At 75.1% G+C, this 20,588-nt stretch carries 14 protein-coding genes; 6 read left to right on the plus strand and 8 right to left on the minus strand.

Going from position 1 to position 20,588, the window contains the following annotated elements; translation table 11 throughout:
* Positions 1-45: 45 nt before the first annotated feature.
* From ACIQBJ_RS04490 to ACIQBJ_RS04510, 5 genes are all read right to left on the minus strand, one after another.
* On the minus strand, positions 46-6,198 hold the full coding sequence (locus tag ACIQBJ_RS04490) for a SpaA isopeptide-forming pilin-related protein (RefSeq protein ID WP_400703257.1): 6,153 nt from the start codon (positions 6,196-6,198) through the stop codon (positions 46-48).
* A gap of 204 nt (positions 6,199-6,402) precedes the next feature.
* On the minus strand, positions 6,403-6,972 hold the full coding sequence (gene fxsA / locus ACIQBJ_RS04495; protein WP_400703260.1) for an FxsA family membrane protein: 570 nt from the start codon (positions 6,970-6,972) through the stop codon (positions 6,403-6,405).
* A 162-nt stretch (positions 6,973-7,134) separates the two neighbouring features.
* Positions 7,135-8,739: an apolipoprotein N-acyltransferase gene (gene lnt, locus ACIQBJ_RS04500; RefSeq protein WP_400703263.1), complete on the minus strand. Its 1,605-nt coding sequence runs from the start codon at positions 8,737-8,739 to the stop codon at positions 7,135-7,137.
* 110 nt (positions 8,740-8,849) lie between these two features.
* Positions 8,850-10,463: an amidohydrolase gene (locus tag ACIQBJ_RS04505; RefSeq protein WP_400703266.1), complete on the minus strand. Its 1,614-nt coding sequence runs from the start codon at positions 10,461-10,463 to the stop codon at positions 8,850-8,852.
* 31 nt (positions 10,464-10,494) lie between these two features.
* Positions 10,495-10,935, minus strand: coding sequence for an Lrp/AsnC family transcriptional regulator (locus tag ACIQBJ_RS04510; protein WP_400703269.1), 441 nt, complete (start codon positions 10,933-10,935; stop codon positions 10,495-10,497).
* Between the two features lie 205 nt (positions 10,936-11,140).
* Between ACIQBJ_RS04510 and ACIQBJ_RS04515 the strand changes: the two genes are divergently transcribed.
* The 6 genes from ACIQBJ_RS04515 to ACIQBJ_RS04540 all read left to right on the plus strand — a co-directional run bounded on the left by ACIQBJ_RS04515 (position 11,141) and on the right by ACIQBJ_RS04540 (position 17,223).
* Complete coding sequence (locus ACIQBJ_RS04515) at positions 11,141-11,539, plus strand: hypothetical protein (RefSeq protein WP_400703271.1); 399 nt, start codon at positions 11,141-11,143, stop codon at positions 11,537-11,539.
* A gap of 105 nt (positions 11,540-11,644) precedes the next feature.
* Positions 11,645-12,277 carry a uridine kinase gene (locus ACIQBJ_RS04520; RefSeq protein WP_400703274.1) on the plus strand — a complete coding sequence of 211 codons (633 nt, stop codon included), beginning with the start codon at positions 11,645-11,647 and terminating at the stop codon, positions 12,275-12,277.
* Between the two features lie 329 nt (positions 12,278-12,606).
* Entirely contained in the window at positions 12,607-14,514 is a 1,908-nt protein-coding gene (locus ACIQBJ_RS04525; protein WP_400703516.1) for an AAA family ATPase, read from the plus strand.
* A gap of 62 nt (positions 14,515-14,576) precedes the next feature.
* The gene (locus ACIQBJ_RS04530; RefSeq protein WP_400703277.1) at positions 14,577-15,218 is read left to right on the plus strand and encodes a DUF4230 domain-containing protein; all 642 of its coding nucleotides are present in this window, start codon (positions 14,577-14,579) and stop codon (positions 15,216-15,218) included.
* A gap of 41 nt (positions 15,219-15,259) precedes the next feature.
* Positions 15,260-16,534, plus strand: a complete 1,275-nt coding sequence (locus tag ACIQBJ_RS04535) for a sensor histidine kinase (RefSeq protein ID WP_400703280.1) — start codon at positions 15,260-15,262, stop codon at positions 16,532-16,534.
* A 47-nt stretch (positions 16,535-16,581) separates the two neighbouring features.
* A complete protein-coding gene (locus ACIQBJ_RS04540) occupies positions 16,582-17,223 on the plus strand; it encodes a response regulator (protein WP_400703519.1) in 642 nt (213 codons plus the stop codon).
* A 7-nt stretch (positions 17,224-17,230) separates the two neighbouring features.
* Here the strand turns inward: ACIQBJ_RS04540 and ACIQBJ_RS04545 are convergent, their stop codons facing one another.
* The 3 genes from ACIQBJ_RS04545 to ACIQBJ_RS04555 form a co-directional block, all read right to left on the minus strand.
* Positions 17,231-17,992, minus strand: coding sequence for a hypothetical protein (locus ACIQBJ_RS04545; protein ID WP_400703283.1), 762 nt, complete (start codon positions 17,990-17,992; stop codon positions 17,231-17,233).
* Between the two features lie 93 nt (positions 17,993-18,085).
* Entirely contained in the window at positions 18,086-19,135 is a 1,050-nt protein-coding gene (locus tag ACIQBJ_RS04550) for a hemolysin family protein (protein ID WP_400703286.1), read from the minus strand.
* Entirely contained in the window at positions 19,132-20,475 is a 1,344-nt protein-coding gene (locus ACIQBJ_RS04555; RefSeq protein WP_400703289.1) for a hemolysin family protein, read from the minus strand. The genes ACIQBJ_RS04550 and ACIQBJ_RS04555 overlap by 4 nt, the downstream gene beginning before the upstream one ends.
* Between the last annotated feature and the right edge of the window lie 113 nt (positions 20,476-20,588).

Genomic DNA, 20,588 nt, shown 5'->3' on the forward strand with positions numbered 1-20,588 from the left:
CGGGCCGATGGCCTCGACCGTCGACCGGTCACTGCCGCCGGGCGGTCACTTCCCGCCCCGTCGGCGGCGGCTGCGCACTCCGAGCAGCGCCCCGCCCGTGGCCAGCAGCAGCGCGCTCAGCCCGCCGACCAGCTCGGCGGAGGTGCCGGTGTCCGGCAGCGGCGGAACCGGCGGCCGCGGCGGGACGGGGGGCGTCGGCGGGACCGGCGGGGGCGGGGTGGGCCCGCGCCGGTTGTCGACGGTGACGGAGGCCACCGGGTCGGCGACGCCCTCGGCCAGGGTGACCGGGGTGACGGCCTGCTCCGGCAGCAGGTACCCGGCCGGGGCCTTGGTCTCCTGCCAGTAGTACCGGCCCGCGGGCAGCGGCCCGGCGTGGCAGCCGCCGTCCTGGTCGGTGGTGCAGGGCGCACCCACCTCGGTGTCGCCGTCCGACTGGAGGCCGTCCGTGCCGTTGCTCTCCCGCCAGAGCCGGAACTCGGCGCCGGCCAGCGCCGCGCGGGTGTCTGCGTCGCGCTTGAGCAGGTGCAGGTATCCGGGCAGCGGCCGGTCGACCACGGTGACGGCGTGCTCGGCGCGGGCGTTCTCCACGGTGAGCGTCAACGGCCCGAACACCGCCGGGTCCGGCAGCAGGTAGCCGACCGGGGCCGACACCTCCTGCCAGTAGTAGCTGCCGAGTTCGACCCCCGCGGTGCAGCGCCCGTCCGCGGGCGTCCGGCACTCCGCACCCACCTTGGTGTCGGTCGCGGGCTGGAGGCCCGCCGTACCGTCGGAGTCCCGCCACAGCTGGAAGACCGCGCCGGAAAGCGCCTTCCCGTCGGGGTCGGTCTTCAGCACCGAGACCTCGCCCGGCGCGGGCCGGTCGACCACGGTGGCGGAGACTCCGGCCTCCGCGTTCTCGGCCGTCAGGGCGAGCGGCCCGAACACGGCCGGGTCGGGCAGCAGGTAGCCGTCGGGGGCCGCCGTCTCCTGCCAGTAGTAGCTGCCCAGCCCCACGGTGGCCGCACAGCCGCCGTCCGCACCCGTGGTGCACTCCGCACCCACCTTGGCGTCGGTGGCCGGCTGCAGGCCAGACACGCCGTCAGTGTCCTTCCAGAGCTGGAACTTCGCGCCGGAAAGCGCCTTCCCGTCCGGATCGGTCTTCCGCACCGACACCCGGCCGGTGATCGGCTGGTCCACCACGGTGACGGTGACGCCCTGCCGCGCGTTGGCGAGGGTGAGCACCAGCGGGCCGAAGACCGGGTTGTCCGGCAGGCGGTACCCGGCCGGGGCCTGGACCTCCTCCCAGTAGTAGCTGCCGAGTTCGACGGTGGCGGCGCAGCGGCCGCCGCCGGCGGCGGTGCAGGGGGCGCCGGACTTGGCGTCGGTGCCCTTCTGCAGGCCCTCGCCGGGGCCGGTCTTGCGCCACAGCTGGAACACCGCGCCGTCCAGGGGCTTGCCCTGCGGGTCGGTCTTCAGCACCGAGACCTCGCCCGGCGCGGGCCGGTCGACCACGGTGGTGGAGACTCCGGCCTCCGCGTTCTCGGCCGTCAGCGTGAGCGGCCCGAACACGGCCGGGTCGGGCAGCAGGTAGCCGTCGGGGGCCGCCGTCTCCTGCCAGTAGTACGTGCCCAGCCCCACGGTGGCCGCACAGCCGCCGTCCGCACCCGTGGTGCACTCCGCACCCACCTTGGCGTCGGTCGCGGGCTGGAGGCCAGACACGCCGTCAGCGTCCTGCCAGAGCTGGAACTTCGCGCCGGAAAGCGCCTTCCCGTCCGGATCGGTCTTCCGCACCGACACCCGGCCGGTGATCGGCTGGTCGGTGACGGTGGCGGTGACGCCCTGGCGGAAGTTGTCGGCGGTCAGGGTCAGCGGGCCGAAGACCGCCGGGTCGGGCAGCAGGTAGCCGCTGGGGGCGGCGGTCTCCTGCCAGTAGTAGGTGCCCAGGCCGACGGTGGCCGCACAGCCGCCGTCCGCGCCCGTGGTGCACTCCGTACCCACCTTGCTGTCGGTCGCGGGCTGGAGGCCCGCCGTACCGTCGGAGTCCCGCCAGAGCTGGAACTTGGCACCCGCCAGCGGCTTGCCCTGCGGGTCGACCTTGGTGACGGAGACCGCGCCGGTCATCGGACGGTCCACCACGGTGGTAGTGACGCCCGCGCGGAAGTTGGCGGAGGTCAGGGTCAGCGGCCCGAAGACCGCCGGGTCGGGCAGCAGGTACCCGGCCGGGGCCGACACCTCCTGCCAGTAGTACGTGCCCAAGCCGACGGTGGCGGTGCAGATGCCGTCCGCACCCGTGGTGCACTCCGCACCCACCTTGGTGTCGGTCGCGGGCTGGAGACCCGCCGTACCGTCGGAGTCCTTCCACAGCTGGAAGACCGCGCCGGAAAGCGCCTTCCCGTCGGGGTCCGTCTTCAGCACCGAGACCCGGCCGGTCATCGGCCGGTCGACGGCGGTGGTGGTGACGCCCTGCCGGGAGTTGTCGACGGTCAGGACCAGCGGGCCGAAGACCGGGTTGTCGGGGAGCAGGAAGCCGTCGGGGGCGGCGGTCTCCTGCCAGTAGTAGGTGCCGGGGTCGACGGTGGCGGTGCAGAGGCCGTCCGCGCCCGTGGTGCACTCGGCACCCACCTTGGTGTCGGTCGCGGGCTGGAGGCCCGCCGTACCGTCGGAGTCCCGCCAGAGCTGGAACTTCGCGCCCGCCAGGGACTGGCCCTCGGGGTCGGTCTTGTGGACGGTGACGCTGCCGGGCGCGGGGCGGTTGACCGCCGTCGCGGTGACGCCCTCGGTGGCGTTGGCCGCCGCGAGGGTCAGCGGGCCGAAGACCGCCGGGTCGGGCAGCAGGTACCCGGCCGGGGTGGCCGTCTCCTGCCAGTAGTAGGTGCCCAGCCCCACTGTGGCGGCGCAGAGACCGTCCGCGCCCGTGGTGCACTCCGCACCCACCTTGGTGTCGGTCGCGGGCTGCAGACCGGACACACCGTCAGTGTCCTTCCACAGCTGGAACTTCGCGCCGGAAAGCGCCTTCCCGTCGGGGTCGGTCTTCAGCACCTGCACCCGGCCGGTCATCGGCCGGTCGACGGCGGTGGTGGAGACGCCCGCGCGGAAGTTGTCGGCGGTGAGCACCAGCGGCCCGAACACGTCCTGTTCGGGGAGCAGGAAGCCCTCGGGGGCCGCCGTCTCCTGCCAGTAGTAGGTGCCCAGCCCCACCGTGGCGGCACAGGTGCCGTCCGCGCCGGTGGTGCACTCCGCGCTCACCTTGGTGTCGGTCGCGGGCTGCAGACCGGACACACCGTCAGTGTCCTTCCAGAGCTGGAACTTCGCGCCGGGAAGCGCTTTCCCGTCGGGGTCGGTCTTCAGTACCTGCACCCGGCCGGTCATCGGCCGGTCGGTGACGGTGACGGAGACGCCCGCGCGGAAGTTGGCGGCGGTCAGGGTCAGCGGGCCGAAGACGGCGGGGTCGGGCAGCAGGTACCCGGCCGGGGCCGACACCTCCTGCCAGTAGTAGGTGCCCAGCCCCACTGTGGCGGCGCAGAGACCGTCCGCGCCGGTGGTGCAGGCCGGGTTGACCATGGTGTCGGGGGTGGCGCCGGTCGACTGGAGGCCGGGGGTGCCGTTGCTCTCCTTCCAGAGCTGGAAGACCGCGCCGGGAAGCGCTTTCCCGTCGGGGTCGGTCTTCAGCACCGACACCCGGCCGGTCATCGGCCGGTCGACGGCGGTGGTGGTGACGCCGGCCCGGTAGGTGTCCATGGTGAGGACGAGCGGGCCGAAGAACACCTGATCGGGCATCAGGTAGCCGTCGGGGGCGGCGGTCTCCTGCCAGTAGTAGGTACCGAGCGGGACGGTGGCGGTGCACTTGCCGTCGGCGCCGGTGGTGCACTCGGCGCCGACTCTGGTGTCGGTGCCGGTGTTGATGCCCGCGGTGCCGTCGGTGTCCTTCCAGAGCTGGAACTTCGCCCCGGCCAGCGGGTTGCCCTGCGGGTCGGTCTTGGTGACCGTCACCGCGCCCTCGGGCTGCACGTAGCCGAAGTCGTAGGTGTGGTTGTTCTCGCCGGGGCCGCCGGTGACCAGGGAGATCTCCGGGTAGGTGCCGCCGGGCGGAACCTTGCCGTCGTTGTCAACGAAGTCGTTGCTCCCCGCGTCGGCCTTGGTGACGGTCCACTGGTAGAGCGGGCCGCCGGGGGCGTAGTCGGCGGGCAGGTCGACCTTCACGGTGTAGGCGGTGCGCGGCTTGAGGCCGCCCGTCACGTTGGTGTCGTCGAAGTAGTACTCGCCGCGGGCGGTGGTCCTCGTCGTCCCGACCACGGCGCCGCTGGCGTCGTAGAGCCGGACGGTCGCACCGGGCACGGGCTTCTCGCCGGGGTCCTGGACGCCGTTGCGGTTCACGTCGTACCAGACCCGGTTGCCGATCTGCAGCGGGGCTTCGTCGCACAGCACTTCGAGGTCGGCCATCGAGCCGCCCTTGCCGAAGGTGCTGGTCAGGCGGTTGCCCATCTGTCCGGCGGCGGGGCGGGTGCCGTCGCGGTTGGTGAACGCGGTGCCGCCGGTGTAGGTGGTGACGTCGTCGGGGTCCAGGGCGGAGGAGGCGATGGTGGTCTCGACCTTGGACAGCGCGATGCCGGAGAACAGCGCGTTCTGGTGGTAGGGGGTGCGCTGTTGGCCGTAGTAGCCCTGGCCGCGGGCGCCGGTCTTCCCGCAGCCGAGGTTCTCCGCCATCACGAAGGTGCCGTCGCCCGCGGCGCAGGCCCGGCTGAGCGCGCCGCCCGCGGACGGGACCACGGTGGCGGGCCCGCCGGGGGTGATCGGCTGGAGGTGGCCGAGCTGGTCGGCGAGGCGGTCGCGGAAGCTCAGGATCAGCGCGCCGTCGGTGTCGACGACGATGTCGGCGAGCATCGGCTCCGGGTTGGCGTAGTAGCCGGTGCCGCAGGCGGTGCCGTTCTGGGTGGTCGGGATGGTGTCCGACCAGGGGAACCAGCCGGCGCCGGCGCACGGGGCGACGCTGTACGTCACGGGGCGCGGGTAGTCGAGCTTCTGGTCGAGGATCACCGGGCCGAACGTGCCGGCGGCCGGGTCGAAGGTGCGGACCACGGCCCGCAGGTCGGCGGTCTTCTTGGTGGATTCGCCGGAGCAGACGCCGCCGACGTACACGACGCCGTCCTGGACGCCGAGGCCGTAGGGCCGCCAGTCGCCGTCGGCCGGGCAGGGGGTGCTCGGTCCGGGGATCGGGTAGACGGCCTTGGGGGCGGTGGCGGTGGTGACCGTCGCGTCGTAGCGGTAGAGCTGACGGTCCTTCAGGTTGACGACGTACAGGTCCTTGCCGTCCTCGGAGACCTCGACGTCGCCGAGCGCCTCCTTGCCGACGGCGGGCGTGAACGCCAGGTCCATGTCGGTGGTGTAGGCGTGCGCGGTGCTGCCGGTGCCGGGGACGGTGGTGTACAGGGTGGTGGCGCCGGTGGCGCGGTCGGTGAGGTAGATGCCGCCGGAGCCGCCGGGGCCGTACGCGGAGCCGCGGTGGGCGTGCGCGCCGCTGAAGATCCGCTTCTGCTGCTTGTTCCAGCCGATGCCGTAGACGGCGCCGGTCTGGGTCTTGGTCGCCAGGTCGGTGGTCCGGTTGTTGTCGCCGCGCGCGTCGTAGGGGAAGGTCACCAGGGTGCGGGTGGCCGGGTCGGCCGGGGGGACCTCGGAGCGGATGCAGGCGGTGACCAGCGGGGCGTTCTTCTGGCAGTAGTCGCCGGGGTTCCACAGGCCGGTGGTGTAGGAGACCTTCTTGCCGCCGGAGAGGTCGACGAACTCCTCGGTGCTGCTCAGCCGGTTGGGCGCGCCGTCGAGGCCCTGCCGGTCGGCGAAGGCGGAGAACAGCACGCCGGGTTTCGGGTTGAGCACCTGGACGCGGTACTTGCCGCCGGTCAGGCCGCTGGTGCCGGCGTTCAGGGTGACGGTGCCGTCGGCGGCGGTGGTGCCGTTGATGCTGGTCCCGGCGTCGTCGGTGAGGGTGACGGTGACCCCGCCCATGCCGGGTTCCAGCGCGGACCCTTGCCAGACGCCGTCGGCGGTGACTTTGCGCACCACCCGGACCGTCACCGCGCCGTCGCCGGCCTGCGCGTCGGCGGACGGGGTCAGCGCGCCCAGGTAGCCGGCGCACAGGGCCAGGACGGTCGCGCCCGCGGCGAGCCGGCTGCGCGGGGGTGGCGGCGGCGCACCGCGCGCCGCGCCGCTGGAAGGAGCACCCATGGTGGAGGTCTCCGCCTTTCGATGAGGGGTCGGCGGCGGCGCCCTGCGGCGCCGCCCACCTGTCCATCGGGCGGAAATCCCGGTTCGATCAGGTAAAGCGCTGGTATTTCATTCGCTCGGCCGTCGACCGTGCGCACCCGCACGATCCATACCTGACGGATCGTCGGATGATCACCCCGGGAGGGGTGCGGTCAGGAGGTGCGGTCAGGGGGTGAGCGGCGGCCGGTACCCGGTGTCCGGCCCCTGCGGGCCCGCTGGCGGGTCGACGACCTCGCCCTGGACGACCTTGCCGTCGGGGCGGTGGATGCGCAGCTGCTCCTGCAGGCGCATCGCGTCGGCGAACCGGTCCGCGCCGACCGGGGCGGTGGAGCGCAGCACCGAGCCGGTGATCCGGCGGCCGAGGGCCCGCCACAGGGCGCGGCTCGGCGGCAGCAGGAACGTCACCGCGAGCAGGTCGGACAGGAAGCCGGGGATGATCAGCAGCACGCCGGCCAGCACGGTCATCGAGGTGCCGGTCTGCGGCTGCGCGGACTGCGGGTCCTTCGACAGCTGGACGGCGGCCTGGAACGCCCGGGCCCCGGCGCGCTTGATCACGGTGCCGCCGAGGACGGCGCCCGCGACCAGCAGGAGCAGGGTGAGGAACCAGCCGATCCAGCCGGCCACCACCGTGAGCAGCCAGATCTCCAGCACCAGCCAGGCGGCGATCAGCAGCGGGACACTGCGGGCGAGCCGCCCGCGGCGGGCCGGACGGGCCGGGGTTTCTTGCTGGGACACGGTAGGGATCCACTCCGTCGTGGTGCTCTCCGCGGCGGCCGGCGACTCCGGCCGCGTTCCACGGCACCACCTGGCACAACGGGCCGCGGGGCCGCCGTGTTCCGCGACCCCGCCACCACCCCCGCCGTTCCCCGCGCGCTCCCCCGGAACTCCCCGGGGGGCTCAGGCCGCCCGGTCGGCCCGGCGGCGGCGCACCGCGCCGGTCGCCGCGAACGCGCAGGCCAGCAGGCCGCCCAGGGCGAGCGCCCACTCGGGGCCGGCGCCGACCTTGTCGGCGACGGTCTGGCTGTCGCGCAGCGGCACCACGGCGTTCAGCACCTGCTGGGTCATCTCCCCGGTGCGCTGCTCGACCGTGCCGTCGGGGGCGATCACCGCGGAGACGCCGCTGGTCGCCGCGATCAGCACCGCGCGGCCGTGCTCGACGGCCCGCAGCCGGGACATCGCGAGCTGCTGCTCGGTCTGCCCGGTCCGGTTGTAGGTGGCGTTGTTGGTCTGCACGACCAGCACCCGGCCGCCCTGGTTGACGGTGTCGCGGACGATCTCGTCGTAGGCGACCTCGAAGCAGATGACGTCGCCGATCCGGGCCGGGCCGAGCTGCATCACACCGCTGCCGGTGCCGGGGTAGAAGTCCCGGGCGACCCGCTGCAGGCGGCTGATCACCTTGGACAGCTCGTCGCGGAACGGCACGTACTCGCCGAACGGCACCGGGTGCTGCTTGGTGTAGGACTCGCCGGGGCCGGACGACGGGTCCCAGACGATGCCCTCGTTGCGGACGTGCTGGGTGTCGGGGCCGTCGACCAGCGCGCCGACCAGGGTGGGGACGCCGACGGCCTTGACGGCCTGGTCGATCCGGGCGTACGCCGCCGGGTCGCTGAACGGGTCCAGGTCGGAGGCGTTCTCCGGCCAGATCACCACGTCCGGCTTGGCGGTCTTCCCGGCGGCGACGTCGGCGGCGAGCTGCTCGGTGGCGCCGGCGTGGTTGTTCAGCACCTCCATGGGCCGGCCCAGGAAGTCCATGCCGGGGCGGTCCACGTTGCCCTGGACCAGGGCGACCTTCACGGTGTCGGCGGCGCCGGTGCGGACCGGCACGGCGTAGCCGACCAGGGCGAGCGCGACCGCGCCGACCGCGCCGACGGGCGCGCGCCAGGGCAGGTCGGTCTCGGCCTTCCGGGCCCGCAGCAGGGCCAGCACGGCCCAGGCGAGCAGGGTGCCGCTGGCGGCCACCGCGAAGGTCACCAACGGGGCGCCGCCGAGCGCCGCGAGCGGCGTGTAGGGGCTGGCGGCGTTGGCGAACGCCAGCCGGCCCCACGGGAAGCCGCCGAACGGCAGCCGGTCGCGGGCCCACTCCTGGGTGACCCAGAGCATCGCCGCCCACAGCGGCCAGCCGCGCAGCCGGGAGGTCGGCGCGAGGCAGGCGCCCATCGCGGCGAGGAACAGCGCCTCGATCAGCGACAGGCCGACGGTGGCGTCCCAGCCGACCGGGCGCAGCCAGGCCAGCAGCACCACGAAGAACGGGACGCCGAAGGCGAAGCCGAGCCAGGCGCCGTGCCGGGGGGTGCGGCCGCGGGTGAGCAGGGTCAGCGCGGTCACCGCGAGGACCGACAGCGGCCAGACGTCGAACGGGGGGAACGCGAGGGCCAGGGCCGTTCCGCCGAGCGCGGCCAGCCCGGTCCGGCCCCACCAGGCCCGGCGGCCGCCCCGTGCCCGCGCCGGCGGCTCGGACTTCTCCTCCGCCACCGGCTGCTCCTGCGAAACGGGCAGTGCCACCTGCGCACCACCTCTCTGGGGATCATCCCCGCGCGGGCGGGGATCGGACTCGTTCGACGTCCTCCGAAAGGTACAGCACTCCCGAGCTGGTGTTCCCGGGCCGCCGGGCGCTACCGCTCGTACACGGTGCGGCCGCGGACGACGGTGCGCAGGCAGGTGGGGAGCGGGGTGCCGGGGGTGAGGTCGGGGAGGCCGGGGGTGCCGGAGCGGGGGTCGGTGGACCAGCCGGCGACCCGGGAGTCGGGGGCCTGGACGACCAGGTCGGTGGTGGCCCAGATCGCGTAGGAGGCGGTCGCGCCGGGGACGAGGACGCCGTCCTGGTCGTGGCCGAGGGCGCGGTGGCCGCCGCGGGTGTGGGCGGTGAACGCGGCCCGGACCGAGATCCGGTGCTCGGGGGTGCGGTGGAAGGCGGCGGCCCGCACGGTGCCCCACGGGTCGAGCGGGGTGACGGGGGCGTCGGAGCCGAAGGCGAGCGGGACGCCGGTGCGCAGCATCGCGGCGAACGGGTTGAGGGCGGCGGCGCGTTCGGCGCCGAGCCGGGCCGCGTACATGCCGTCGGGGCCGCCCCAGGCGGCGTCGAAGGCGGGCTGGACGGAGGCGGTGAGGCCGAGTTCGGCGAAGGCGGCCAGGGTCTCGGGGGTGAGGGCCTCGGCGTGTTCGACGCGGTGGCGCAGGGCCCGGACCCGGTCGGTGCCGAGCTTGTCGGCGGCGGCCCGGACGCCGTCGACGACGGCGGTGATGGCGGCGTCGCCGATGGCGTGGAACCCGGCCTGCAGGTCGGCCTCGGTGCAGGCGGTGACGTGCTCGGCGACCTGGTCGGCCGTCAGGTAGGCGATGCCGGTGTGCGGGGCGTCGGCGTAGGGGTCGTGCAGGCAGGCGGTGCGGGAGCCGAGGGCGCCGTCGGCGAACAGGTCGCCGCCGGCGCCGACCGCGCCGAGCGTCTTCGCCGTCCGGACGCCTTCGGGGCCGAGTTCGCCCCAGTAGCCGTGCACCTCGGGGCCGGGGGTCTCGGCGGCGAGGGCGAGCAGTGCGGCGAGGTCCTCGGCGGAGGAGATCTGCGGTCCGGCGCACTCGTGCAGCGTGCCGATGCCGAGTTCGGCGGCGCGGCGCAGGGTGGCGAGCTGGGCGGCGCGGCGCCGGCCGGGGGTGAGGTGGGCGAGGGCGGCGGCCCGGACGGCGTGGTGGGCGTCCTGGGTGAGCGGCTGCTCGGGGTGGTGTCCGGCGGTGTCGGCGAGGCCGGGGACGAGGGCGCGCAGCGCGCCGGTGGCGAGGCCGGAGTGGACGTCGGTGCGGGACAGGTAGAGCGGGGCGCCGCCGGCGGCGGCGTCGAGTTCGGCGAGCGAGGGGGCGCGGCCCTCGGGCCAGTTGGTCTCGTCCCAGCCGTGGCCGATCAGCACTCCGCCGCCTTCACCGGTCTCGGCGCAGAACGCGGCGATCCGGGCCAGGGCCTCGGGGAGCGAGGCGCAGTCGGTGAGGTCGAGGCCGGTGAGGGAGAGCCCGGTGGCGGTGGCGTGCACGTGGGCGTCGACGAACGCGGGGGTGACCAGGGCGCCGTCCAGTTCGACGATCTCGTCGGCGGCGTCGGCGTACGCCCCGGCGGCCCCGTCGCTGCCGACCCAGGCGACGTGCCCGCCCTCGACCAGCATGGCGGTGGCGAAGGGGTCGGCGGGGCTGTAGACGTTGCCGCCGCGCAGCAGGACGGTCCGGGAGGTGCGTTCGGTCATGGCGTCCAGTCTCGCACTCCGGACGGCGGCCTCAGAGCTTCGGGGGGCGGGCCTCGTAGGGGGTGGAGAGGACCACGGTGGTGCGGGTGGAGACGCCGGCGGCGGTGCGGATGCGGGCCAGCAGGTCCTCCAGGTCGCCGGGGCCGGGGACCCGGACCTTGAGGATGTAGTTCTCGTCGCCGGCGACGCTGTGGCAGGCCTCGATCTCGGGGAGGCCCTCCAGCCGCTCGGGGGTGTCGTCGGGCGCGCTGGGGTCGAAGGGCTTGACGGAGATGAACGCCGTCAGCGCGAGGTTGACGGCCTCGGGGTCGACGATGGCGGTGTAGCCGCGGACGACGCCGCGCTGTTCGAGGCGGCGCACCCGCTGGTGCACGGCCGAGGTGGACAGGCCGGTGGCCTTGCCCAGGTCGGTGTAGCTCATCCGTCCGTCCTGGAGCAGCAGCTGGACGATGCGCTGGTCGAGTTCCTCCACAAGGCGTCAACCTACTCGATCGCGGCGGGGCCGCGCAGGCGGCCCGTGGGGGCGCATCCGGGGGGCACATGCCAACGGAATGTGGCGAGGAACACAGGTCGTGCATCACCGTGCGCCGGAGCGCAGGGTTATGAGGCCCCGTCAGGGGGAAGTGCTGCTGGTGGCCCGGACAACGAGAGACTCCGGCCCGATCCGAGGGGGATCAATGCCTTCCACCGACCAGCGTTCCGACGTCGAGGAACCCGGCGCGTCCGAGCTGTCCTTCGGGGCGGACCCGGGCGCGGCCGACAGCTGGGAGAGCGTCCGGGTGCACTGCCCGGCGTGCGACCGCCCGATCGCCCTGATCGGGGACGAGGAGCGACTGCCCCAGCACGCGGTGCTGACCTCCGCGTGGAACCCCTTCCAGCCCGCCATCTGCCCGGGCACCGGCGCCCCCACGGCCGAGCTGCCGGAGTGCGAGGAGCACGCGGAGCAGGACGGCCCGGACAACCTGGTGGCGCTGCCCGGCAAGCTGGACTGGCGCACCCAGCCGTTCTCGCACGCCGGCGCCCACCGCGCGGTGCGCGTCCTGGTGCCGGCCCAGCGCGACCGCCGCGCGGCCTGACCCCCGCCGGAGGACCGCGCCCGACGGACCACGCCTGAAGCACACCTGAAGCACGCCTGGAGGACGACGCCCGGGCCCCCGGCCCGGCCCGCGTACGCTGGCCGGATGACCGACCCCTCCCCCGACCTGGCCGACCTGGCCGCGCTCGCCGCGGCGCTGCGCGCGCTGCCGCCCTCGCTGGGCCCGGTGCGGCTGGTCGCCGTGGACGGCCACGCCGGGTCGGGCAAGACCACGTTCGCGGGCCGGCTGGCCGCGGCGCTCGGCGGCGCGCCCGTGCTGCACCTGGACGACCTGGCGACCCACCGGGAGCCGTTCGGCTGGGTGGAGCGGCTGCGCGCGCAGGTGCTGGCGCCGCTGGCCCGCGGCGAGCGGGCCCGCTACGAGGTGTACGACTGGGTCGCGGGCGCGTTCGGGGCCCGCGCCGAGCTGCCGCCCGCGCCGGTGGTGCTGCTGGAGGGGGTGGGCGCGGGCCGGCGCGCGGTGCGCCCGGTGCTCGCCGCGCTGCTGTGGATGGAGCTGGACCCGGCGGCCGCGCGGGCCCGCGGGGAGGAGCGGGACGGTCCGGAACTGGCCGACTTCTGGGCGGGTTGGGCGCGCGCCGAGCAGGCGCACTTCGCGGCCGATCCGAGCCGTCCGTACGCCGGGGCGCGGGTCGACGGGATCACCGGGCGGATCGCCGGGAGCACCCTCAGTGAACCGTTTCAGGTGGTCTTGACCTGCGACGTCGCCAGGATCTAAGTTCTGCGTGTCGCGGAAATCAGTTGAATCCGCAACCACAGACACGGCGTCTCCGGTTTGTTCCCCCGTGAGCCGGAGGCGCCGTTCTCCTTTCCCCGACGGTCCGGATCGCGCCGCCGCGCGCGCCAACACCCGACCGTCTCGCGCCATTTGGGCGGCGCGGCACCCTTACGGATCAGCCCCGCGCCGGTACCATGCCACGCAGGCGCGCATGTGCGTCCGCGAGGTTCTGGCGGGGGGCGTCAGTGACGGTGGAGAGTTCCGGCGGCGGCAAGGGGTCCGCCGCCGCGGGTCCGCATCCGGAGGCCGACCGGGCCTGGACGCGCGCCATGGACGCGTACACGGCCGGCTCGTACGCGCGGGCGGAGGAGGAGTTCCGGGCCGCGGTCTTCACCGACCCGGGCATGGCGGACGCCTGGCTGGGCCTGCACGCGCTGCGCAGCGACACCGCGGGCGCGCTGCTGGCGATGCAGCGGCACCGGGCCAGGTTCGGCGAGCAGCGCGAGCGGCACCGGCGGCCGCTCAGTTCCTGGTACTGGCTGGGCTGGTGGGTGCAGCCGGTGCTGGAGACCCCGCAGGACCTCGCGCTCGCGCACGCCTCGCACTGGCTGGACGGCCGTCACCTGGCCGAGCTGGAGCAGGCCCTGACGGAGTGTCCGCCGCCGGAGCGGGAGCCCGCGGTGCGTTTCCTGCACGCCTGCCGGTCCTACCTGATGAAGGACTGGGAGCAGCTGATCCGGGACACCGACCGCCTGCTGGACGACCCGGTGCTCGGCATCGAGGCCGGCCTGTTCGCCGGGATGGCCCGGGTCCGGCTCGACATGTGCGCGCAGGCGCAGCGCCCGCTGGCCGCCTCGCTGGCGCGCTGCCGCTCCGAGCAGCCGCAGCGCAAGGAGCTGCGGTACTGGCTGGGCCGGGCGTACGAGGGCGCGGGCCGCAGCGCGGCGGCGCTGCCGCTGTACCGGGCGGTGCACCGGGCCGATCCGGCGTTCATGGACACCGCGCAGCGGCTGGCGGCGATCTCCGAGGACGGGCTGCTGGACGGCGCGGCGTACGGCGAGTACCGGGGCACCGGGCCGGACGCCGGGGCACCGTTCGAGGAACTGCCGCTCGACGGGACGCCGTTCGAGGGCGTCGCGTTCGAGGGCGTGCCGTTCGAGGGCGCGCCGTTCGACCTGGAGCCGGAGCCGGGCGGGACCGGCCCGGAACCGGAGCGGGTGCAGGAGGCCGGCGAGGCGTACGGGGGCGAGCCGTTCGGCGCGGAGCCGCGCGGCGGCCGGCCCGAACGGGCCCCGGGCGCTTCGCCGTTGCCGCTGCGGCTGGGCAACTGGCCGGGGGCGGCGGCGATCCCGGCGGCGGGGCCGAACCCGGCGCCGGCCGCCCGGCTGGAGCTGGACCAGGCGCTGGCGGAGCTGGAGGCGATGGTCGGCCTGGACCCGGTGAAGCGCCAGGTGCGGGCGCTGTCCGCGCAGTTGCGGATGGCCCGGCTGCGCGCGGACCGCGGGCTGCCGGTGCAGCCGCCGAAGCGGCACTTCGTGTTCTCCGGCCCGTCCGGCACCGGCAAGACCACGGTGGCACGCATCCTGGGCCGGGTGTTCCACGCGCTCGGCCTGCTCTCCGGCGACCACCTGGTGGAGGCCCAACGGGCGGACCTGGTGGGCGAGTTCCTGGGCCAGACGGCGGTGAAGGCGAACGAGCTGATCGACTCGGCGCTGGACGGCGTGCTGTTCATAGACGAGGCGTACTCGCTGGCCAACTCCGGCTACAGCAAGGGCGACGCGTACGGCGACGAGGCGCTGCAGGTGCTGCTGAAGCGGGCCGAGGACAACCGGGACCGGCTTGTCGTCATCCTCGCGGGGTACCCGGAGGGCATGAACCGACTACTGGCAACGAACCCGGGCCTGAACTCCCGTTTCACCACCCGGGTCGACTTCCCCTCCTACCGGCCGGCCGAACTCGCGGAGATCGGCCTGAAGTTGGCGCGGGTCGACGGCGACGAGTGGGACGTGGACGCGGCCGAGGAGCTGTCCTCGATCTGCGGGCACGTGGTCGCCGAGGGCTGGATCGACCGCCTCGGCAACGGCCGCTTCGTCCGCACCCTGTACGAGAAGTCGTGCGCCTACCGGGACTTGCGGCTCTCCGGGCAGCGCGGCGTGCCCTCCCGGGAGGACCTGGCCACCCTGCGGCTGCCGGATCTCCTCCAGGCGTACGGCGAACTGATCGACGGCCGTCAGTGACGGACGATAGCGTTCCGCACGAGGGTCGGGCGCAGGACCCGGCCCCGCGAGAAGGAGCGACCGTGCGTCGTCGTGTGCCCTGGTACATATCCCTGCCGATCACCCTGGCGGTGATCGCGGCGCTGTTCCTCGGCGCCGCGAACCTCGGTTGGCTGCCGGGCCTCCCCAGCCCGTTCGAGGAGAAGACCGTCGACCGGAGCCAGCCGGTGGTCCTCAAGTCGGTGCAGAACATGAGCCGTTACACCGCGGCCACCGGCAACTTCCAGGTCATCGTCGACCTCGCCGACGAGGCCAAGTTCCTGCCGTCCGCCCTGCTCGGCACCCGCAGCCTGTACGTCGGCGCGGGCACCGTCGGCGCGTACGTGGACCTCGGCAAGCTCGGCCCGGACTCGGTCAAGGTCTCCGAGGACCGGCGGACCGCGACCATCGTCATCCCGCACGCCCAGCTCGCCGACGCCGCGCTGGACGTCAAGAAGTCCTACATGTACTCGCAGGAGCGCGGCCTGTTCGACCGGTTCGGGGACTTCTTCTCCGACGGCAACGCCGACGACCAGCACAAGGTCGAACTGCTCGCCGTCGACAAGATCCAGAAGGCCGCCAAGGACACCGAGTTGACGGTGACCGCGGAGAACAACACCAAGGCGATGCTGACCGGCCTGCTCGGCTCGCTCGGCTTCACCTCGGTCACCGTCGGCGTGGCCTGAGCGGCGCCTCCGGCCGGGGCGGACGACAGTATGCTGGGCCCATGGTCCCGCCGTCGTCCGCCCCGGTCCCGGGCCGGCTCCGGGCGGGCCGCGGCCTCCCGGTCCGGACGGCCCGGACGGCGCGGCGGACGCTCGCCGAGTCCTGGTACCTGCTGACGGCGCCGCCGCTGGCCGTCCTCTCCCCCGTGCTGCTGGCCGGTGCGCTGCTGCTCGCCGCGGCGGCCGGCTCCCGCGCCCCGGCGCTGCGGGCCCGCGCCCGGGCCGCCGCCCGTCGGCCCGGCGACCTGGAGTGGCGGCGGCTGCGCGCCCTGCCCGGCCGCACCGTCCCCGACCGGGCCGCGGGCGCCCTGTGGCGGGACGCCGCGCACGCCCTGACGGTCCTTCCGCTCGCGCTCGTCTCGGCCGGGCTGACCGCGCTGTGGTGGTTCGTCGGCCTCGCCACCGCCAGCTACCCGCTGCGCGCGCCGGGGACGGCGGGGGAACTGCGCCCGATGACGCTGTACGCGGGCGACGAGCGCTCGCACGTCGCGCTCAGCCTCGGCGCCACCACCCCCGGCGCCCGGCTCGCCGTCGCCGCCGCGCTCGCCGTCACCGCCTTCGCCACCCTGCCGCTGCTCACCCGCTGGTGCGCCGCCGCACGGGCCGGCCTCGGCCGGGCCCTGCTCGCCGGACCCGCCCGACACGGCGACCCCGCCGGACCCGGCGAACGCACCGACCCCGAGGGTACGCGGACCAGCGCGCTGCGCCGGCTGGAACGCGACCTGCACGACGGCCCGCAGCAGCAGCTGGTCCGGCTCGCCCTCGAACTCGGCCGGGCCCAGCACCACTTCGACCGGCGGCCCGAGCTGGTCCGGGCCGCGCTCGCCGACGCGGCGGTGCGGGTCGGCGAGACCCTGGAGGAGCTGCGCGCGCTGTCCCGGGGCATCGCGCCGCCGATCCTGGCCGACCGGGGGCTGGTCCCCGCGCTGGCCGCGCTCGCCGCCCGCAACGCCGTCCCCACCGTCCTGGACGCCGACCCGCCCGGCCCGCGGCCGCTCGGCGACGCGGTGGAGGTCGCCGCCTACTTCGTGGTCGCCGAGGCGCTGACCAACACGGCCAAGCACAGCGGCGCCCGGCGGTGCGCGGTCGTGCTGCGCCGCCGGGGCGGCGTGCTGCTGGTCCGGGTCAGCGACGACGGTGTCGGCGGCGCGGCCCTCGCCAAGGGGCACGGCCTGCGCGGCCTGGCCGACCGGGTCCGCTCCGCCGGCGGCCGGCTGGACGTCGACAGCCCGCCCGGCGGCCCGACCGTGCTGACCGCCGAACTCCCGTGCCCCTGACCCCGGAGGCCCCCGTGCCCGACCCCGGTTCCCCCGCCCCCGCCGGCCTGCGGGTGGTCGTCGCCGACGACGCGGTGCTGCTCCGCGAGGGCCTGGTGCGGCTGCTCGTCGAGGACGGCCACCGGGTGGTGGCGGCCGTCGGCGACGGGCCGGCGCTGGTCGCGGCGGTGCGGGAGCACCGGCCCGACGTGTCGGTGGTCGACGTCCGGATGCCGCCCACCCACCGCGACGAGGGCCTGCGGGCGGCGGTCGCGCTGCGCCGGGAGCGGCCCGGCACGCCCGTCCTGGTGCTCAGTCAGTACGTCGAGCCCGCGTACGCGGCGGAGCTGCTCGCGGACGGCGCGGGCGCGGTCGGCTACCTGCTGAAGGACCGGGTCGCCCGGGTCGGCGAGTTCCTGGACGCGCTGGCCCGGGTCGCCGCGGGCGGCACGGCCTTCGACCCCCAGGTGGTGGCGGGGCTGCTGACCGGCCGGCGCGCCGACCCGCTGGCCGCGCTGACGCCCCGGGAGCGCGAACTGCTCGGCCTGATGGCCGAGGGCCACTCCAACGCGGAGATCGCCCGCCGCCTGGTGCTGTCCGCCAGCGCCGTCGAGAAGCACGTCGGCAACGTCTTCGCCAAGCTCGGCCTCCCCCCGGACGACTCCCAGCACCGCCGGGTCCGCGCCGTCCTGGCCCACCTGGGGCTGTGACGGCCCGTCACCAGCCGCCCCGGAAGAAGGCCAGCAGGGCGGGGGCCGGGTCGGCGGCGACGCCGGTGTTGGCGGCGGCGAGGACCGCGCAGGCGGCGGCGAGCAGGGCGCAGGCCGCGGTCGTGGCGGTGGCGAGGCGGCGGGCCCGGCGGTCGGGGGCGGTGCGGCGGGAGCGCCAGGTGCGGGCGCCCGCGAGCAGGAGGAGCAGGGTCAGCAGGGCCGCGGCGAGGGCGATCACCAGGTGGTAGCGGGCGAAGTCGGCGGTCAGCGCCCCGGCGGCCGGCCCCCGGCCGTCGGCCAGTTCCTGCTCCAACTGGCCGACGGCGGTGGCGAGTTCGCCGCTCCGGTCGGCGGGCAGCGCGGACAGCAGCGAGGAAAGCGGGGCGATCGCGCCCTGCACGTTGGCCAGCAGCGCGGCCAGCGCGCCCAGCGCCGGGGCGGCGGCGAGCAGTCCGGCGGCGGCGGTGCGGCGGCGGCCGGACGCCAGGTAGGCGGTGCGGAGCCGGGCGGCGAGGACGGTGAGCGCGGCGAGCAGCCCGGCCGCGCAGGCGGCCTTCACCAGGTGGTAGCGGGCCCAGGCGTCGACCAGCTCGCGCAGGGCGGGCGGGAGGTCGGGCCGCCCGGCCCGCCAGAAGCCGACGAAGGCGGCGGGCAGCGCGCGGCGCAGGCCGGCGGGGTCGGTGAACGCCCCGGGCAGCAGGACGAAGGCGGTCAGGAACAGGGCCGCGAGCGCGGCGGGGAGCCGGGTCGGGCGGGCGGTGGTCGTCATGCGGACGACGATGCCGCGCGCCGGGCGGCCGGTCACTGCGGTGCGCCACCCGGTGGGGGTGTGGCAGGCCACACCCCCACCGGGTGGCGGGGATCAGCGCGCGGCGGCCGCGGGCGGTCGGTGGTCGGGGTCGTGGACCTCGCCGACCAGTTCCTCCAGGACGTCCTCCAGGGCGACCAGGCCGAGCTGGCGGCCGTCGGCGTCGACGACGGCGGCCAGGTGGGCGGCGGCGCGGCGCATCGCGGCGAGCGCGTCGTCCAGCGGCAGTCCGGCCCGCAGCACGGTGATCGGCCGCCACAGCCGGGCCGGGACCGGCGCGGCGAGGTCGTCGGCCTCCAGCGAGTCCTTGACGTGCAGGTAGCCGAGGACGGCGCCGTGCTCGTCGGCGATCGGGAAGCGCGAGAAGCCGGTGCGGACCGCGAGGCGCTGGATCTCCTCGCCGGTGACCTCGCGGCCCACGGTGACGAGTTGCTCGGGGTCGAGCAGCACCTCGGTGACGGGGCGGCTGCCCATCTCCAGGGCGTCCTCCAGGCGTTCGCGGCGGCTGTCGTCGAGCAGGCCGGCCTCGCCGGAGTCGGAGAGCATCAGCAGCAGCTGCTCGCTGGTGGCGACCGAGTCGACCTCGTCCTTCGGTTCGACGCCGAACAGGCGCAGCACGCCGTTGGCGAAGGCGTTCAGGAAGGAGATGAACGGGGCGAGCCAGCGGGCGAGGCGGTCCAGCGGCGGGCCGAGCCAGAGCGCGGCCTTCTCCGGTCCGGCCAGGGCCAGGTTCTTCGGCACCATCTCGCCGATCACCATGTGCAGGAACACCACGATGGCGAGCGCGATGGCGTAGCTGAGCGGGTGCATCGCCGAGTCGGGGACGCCGATCGCGTGGAAGGCGGGTTCCAGCAGGTGCGCGATGGTGGGTTCGGCGAGCGCGCCGAGCAGCAGCGAGCAGACGGTGATGCCGAGTTGGGCGGCGGCCAGCATCGCGGAGACGTTGGACAGCGCGTGCAGCACGGTGCGGGCGCGCTTGTCGCCGGCCTCGGCGAGCGGTTCGATCTGGCTGCGGCGGACCGAGATGACGGCGAACTCGGCGCCGACGAAGAAGGCGTTGCCGAGCAGCAGGAGCAGGGAGAAGCCAAGGTTCAGGGCGCTCATCGGTGGGTGTCCCGGTCCTCGTTCTCGTACTCGTCCTCGGGCACCCGGCGGACCTCGACCCGGCTGGTGCGGTGCCGGTCGACGGCGGTGACGGTCAGCTCCCAGCCGGGCAGGTGGGCCTGCTCGCCGACGGCGGGGAGCTTGCCGAGCAGGTCGGCGAGCAGGCCGCCGAGGGTCTCGTAGGGGCCGTCGGGGGCGTGCAGGCCGATCTTGGCGAGCTGGTCGAGCCGGGCCCGGCCCTCGGCGTCCCAGACCGGCAGGCCGTCGCGGGGGGCGAGCGGGCGCAGGTCGGGGGTGTCGGCGGGGTCGTGCTCGTCCTGGACCTCGCCGACGACCTCCTCGACGATGTCCTCGATGGTGGCGACGCCGGCGGTGCCGCCGTACTCGTCGACGACGACGGCCATCGGTTCGCGGCCGCGCAGCAGGTCGAGGAGGCGTTCGGCGGGCATGGTCTCGGGGACCAGCAGCGGCGGGGCGGCGAGGTGCCGGACCTTGGTGTGGTCGCGGCGCTCGGCGGGGACGGCGAGGGCGTCCTTGAGGGTGACGGTGCCGGTGACCTCGTCGAGGTTGTCGGCGTACACCGGGAAGCGGCTGAAGCCGGTGGCCCGGGTCAGGTTGACCACGTCGGCGGCGGTGGCGTCCTCCTGGAGCGCGGCGACGTCGATCCGCGGGGTCATCACGGACTCCGCGGTGAGTTCGCCGAGGCCGAGGGTGCGGACGAACAGCGTCGCGGACTGCTCGTCCATGGCGCCGGCCCGGTAGGAGTGCCGGGCCAGGGCGAGGAGTTCGTCGGCGGTGCGGGCGTGGTCGAGCTCCTCCTGCGGTTCGACGCCGAAGGCCCGGACGATCCGGTCGGCGGAGCCGTTGAGGAAGGAGATCAGCGGCCGGCAGACGGCGGAGAACGCGCGCTGCGGGCCGACCACGGCGTAGGCGACCTGGACCGGGCGGGAGATCGCCCAGTTCTTCGGGACGAGTTCGCCGATCACCATCTGGACGACGGTGGCCAGCACCAGGCCGACGGCGACCGCGGTGCCGCGGGCGGCGGACTCGGGCAGGCCGAGGCCGGTGAAGAGCGGGCCGAGCAGGGTGGAGAGCGCCGGTTCGGCGAGCATGCCGACCACCAGCGAGGTGATGGTGATGCCGAGTTGGGCGCCGGAGAGCTGGAAGGACAGCTGGTGCAGGGCCTTGGAGAGGCCCTTGGCGCGGCGGTCGCCGTCGGCCGCGGCGCGTTCGACGGTGCCGCGGTCGGCGGTCACGAAGGCGAACTCGGCGGCCACGAACAGGCCGTTGGCGAGGATGAGCAGGAGGGCCGCGAGCAGCAGGAGCCAGGCGGTGGTCATCGGGCCGCCCGCCTTCCCCGGCTGGAAACGTGCGTGGCGGCGCGGGTACTACCGGACGGATCGTCCATCGAGGGGAGGTGTCACTCCTCTGGTCGCGGGTGGACGCGGCGGGC

The organism is Kitasatospora sp. NPDC088391, assembly GCF_044753345.1.
Taxonomy (GTDB): domain Bacteria; phylum Actinomycetota; class Actinomycetes; order Streptomycetales; family Streptomycetaceae; genus Kitasatospora.